Origin of the sequence: Streptomyces sp. MBT53 (assembly GCF_016654115.1) — a bacterium.
GTDB lineage: Bacteria > Actinomycetota > Actinomycetes > Streptomycetales > Streptomycetaceae > Streptomyces.
Genome location: NZ_JAEQAZ010000391.1, coordinates 1 through 2,905, shown reverse-complemented (window position 1 = coordinate 2,905; position 2,905 = coordinate 1). Strand labels below are relative to the sequence as shown.

At 68.3% G+C, this 2,905-nt stretch carries 3 protein-coding genes; 1 reads left to right on the top strand and 2 read right to left on the bottom strand.

Annotated features, from left to right (window positions below):
- Together JHN45_RS51375 and coxB are read right to left on the bottom strand one after the other, a co-directional pair.
- Window positions 1-497: cbb3-type cytochrome c oxidase subunit I (locus tag JHN45_RS51375; protein ID WP_201056369.1), on the bottom strand; the 497-nt coding region annotated here is incomplete at its 3' end.
- Window positions 494-1,453, bottom strand: coding sequence for a cytochrome c oxidase subunit II (coxB, locus tag JHN45_RS51370; protein ID WP_200717620.1), 960 nt, complete (start codon window positions 1,451-1,453; stop codon window positions 494-496). The genes JHN45_RS51375 and coxB, both read right to left, overlap by 4 nt.
- A 306-nt stretch (window positions 1,454-1,759) precedes the next feature.
- On the opposite strand from coxB, the gene JHN45_RS51365 reads away from it, so the two are divergent.
- Window positions 1,760-2,905 (top strand): aminotransferase class V-fold PLP-dependent enzyme (locus tag JHN45_RS51365; RefSeq protein WP_201056367.1); only part of this gene is annotated, 1,146 nt, incomplete at its 3' end.

Genomic DNA, 2,905 nt, shown 5'->3' with positions numbered 1-2,905 from the left:
CGGACCGCGTCCGACAGCGGGCTGTAGGCGAACCAGCCGAAGTCGGCCGCACCCTGCGGGGTGAGGAAGCCACCGACCGCGATCGTCGAGCCGAACAGGTAGAGCCAGTAGGCGAACATGTTCAGCCGCGGGAACGCCACGTCGGGCGCGCCGATCTGCAGCGGCATGATCCAGTTCGTGAAACCGGCGAACAGCGGCGTCGCGAACATCAGCAGCATGATCGTGCCGTGCATCGTGAACGCCTGGTTGAACTGCTCGCTCGACAGGATCTGCAGACCCGGCCGCGCCAGCTCGGCGCGCATCAGCAGCGCCATGACGCCGCCGATCAGGAAGAACGCGAACGACGTGACCAGATACAGCGTGCCGATCGTCTTGTGGTCGGTGGTGGTGAGCCACTTGATCACGACGTTGCCGGGTTGCTTGCGCCTTACCGGCAGCTCATCCGCGTAGTGGGACTCTGCTGCCGCGGCACCCTGAGGTTCGTTGAGGATGCTCACAGGTTGTTCGTCTCCCGGTTCTTCTCGTGGCTCGTCTGCGCGATGCCAGCGGGGATGTAACCGGTCTGCCCCTTCTTGGCGAGGTCCTTGAGGTGCTGCTGGTAAAGCTCGGGGGAGACGACCTTCACGTTGAACAGCATCCGGGAGTGGTCGACACCGCAGAGCTCGGCGCACTTGCCGAGGTAGGTGCCTTCCTTGGTGGGAGTCACCTGGAAGGCGTTGGTGTGACCCGGGACGACGTCCATCTTCATGAGGAACGGCACCACCCAGAAGTCGTGGATGACGTCACGCGAGGTGAGCACGAAGCGGACCGTCTCGCCCTTGGGGAGCCAGAGGGTCGGACCCGGGTTACCGGTCTGCGGGTTCTTCGTGGCGGGCGTACCGACGTCGTAGACACCGCCGGCGTTAGCCGGGAAGTCCTTCTTGAACCGGTCCGGAATGGCGGCCAGGTTCTTGTCGGTCGTCGCGTCACCACTGACACCGTCGACGTTCTCGATGTAGTTGAAGCCCCAGCTCCACTGGAAGCCCACGACGTTGACCGTCACGTCGGGCTTCTTGTCGAGGCTCAGGAGCTTCGTCTCATCGCGGGCCGTGAAGTAGAACAACACCGAGACGATGATGAGCGGAACAACCGTGTACAGCGCCTCGATGGGCATGTTGTACCGGGTCTGCGGGGGGATCTCGACCTTGGTGCGGCTGCGCCTGTGGAACACGACGCTCCACATGATCAGGGCCCACACCAGGACGCCGACGGCGAGCGCGGCAGCCCAGGATCCCTGCCACAGGGAGAGGATCCGCGGACCCTCCTCCGTGGTCGGGGTGGGGAAACCAAGGCGAGGGAAGTCCTTGGATGTGCAACCGGTCGCGGTCGCCAGGACCAGGCCCGCAGTCATTGCCTGCAGCAGCTTCCGCCGCATCGGGCGCCGCGGCGAGCGGTCGGAGCCGTTGGGACTCACGTAGCGCCTTCCCGAGAGTCTCGCCCGCGCGGATTGGCTGCGGCCTGCCTTCACGCGGGTCGGTCGCCGCCCTGCGTCGGGCAGGGGTTTGGATGTTTATGCGGACCAAACCCTAGCCGACGCCTTCCGGGGGTTCGCGGGGAGGGTGGCATACGCGCCGGGGGTTACTCCGGGCGCCTAATAGCTCGGGGGTTGGGGTGATTTGGGCGAGTGCGGGTGCGTTGTGGTTGCTCGCGCCCCGCGGCGGAGCCGCTATGTCACAGTCCCGCGCCCCTCTTTTGCTCACCCGCGTTCTAACGTTGCCGTGTGTCCTACTTTGATGCGGCCTCCTCCGCTCCCCTCCATCCGGTAGCCCGGCAGGCCTTGTTGGCGTCTCTGGACGAGGGGTGGGCGGACCCCGCTCGGTTGTACCGGGAGGGACGTAAGGCACGGCTTCTGCTCGATGCCGCGCGGGAGGCCGCTGCCGAGGCCGTCGGGTGCAGGCCCGACGAGCTGGTGTTCACCACCTCGGGGACTCGGGCCGTACACACGGGAATTGCGGGGGCTCTGGCAGGGCGGCGGCGCGTCGGACGTCACCTGATCGTGTCAGCGGTTGAACACTCTTCCGTGCTCCATTCGGCCGAGAGCCTGGTGGCGGCGGGCGGTTCGGTGACCGAGGTTCCCGTGGACCGGACGGGCGCGGCGAGCGCGCGGGCCTACGGCGAGGCCCTGCGCCCGGACACCGCGCTGGCCTGTCTCCAGTCGGCCAACCACGAGGTGGGGACCGTACAGCCGGTCGCCGAGGTGGCCGAGGTGTGCCGGGCGGCCGGGGTGCCGCTGCTGGTCGACGCGGCGCAGTCGCTGGGGTGGGGGCCGGTCGAGGGCGCGTGGTCGCTGCTCACGGCGAGCGCGCACAAGTGGGGCGGCCCGGCCGGGGTCGGACTGCTGGCGGTACGCAAGGGCGTGCGCTTCGCGGCCCAAGGCCCCGTCGACGAACGGGAGTCGGGGCGCTCCCCCGGCTTCGAGAACATCCCGGCGATCGTGGCCGCGGCGGCCTCCCTGCGCGCGGTCCGCATTGAGGCGACCGAGGAGGCGCTACGGCTGCGGGAGCTGACGGAGCGGATCAGGGCGCGGGTGCCGCAGCTGGTGCCGGACGTGGACGTGGTCGGCGATCCGGTACGGCGACTGCCCGGGATCGTCACCTTCTCCTGTCTCTATGTCGACGGAGAGACTCTCCTGCACGAACTGGATCGCGCCGGTTTCTCCGTCTCGTCCGGATCGTCCTGCACGAGCAGCACGCTGACGCCCAGCCATGTGCTGAAGGCGATGGGGGTGCTGAGTGAGGGAAACGTGCGGGTGTCGTTGCCGCCGGGCACGACGGCGGAGGACGTCGAACGTTTCCTCGCGGTGCTGCCGGGGGCGGTGGCGGGGGTGCGGGAGAAGTTGGGAGCGGGGGCGCCGGCGGCTGTCGTG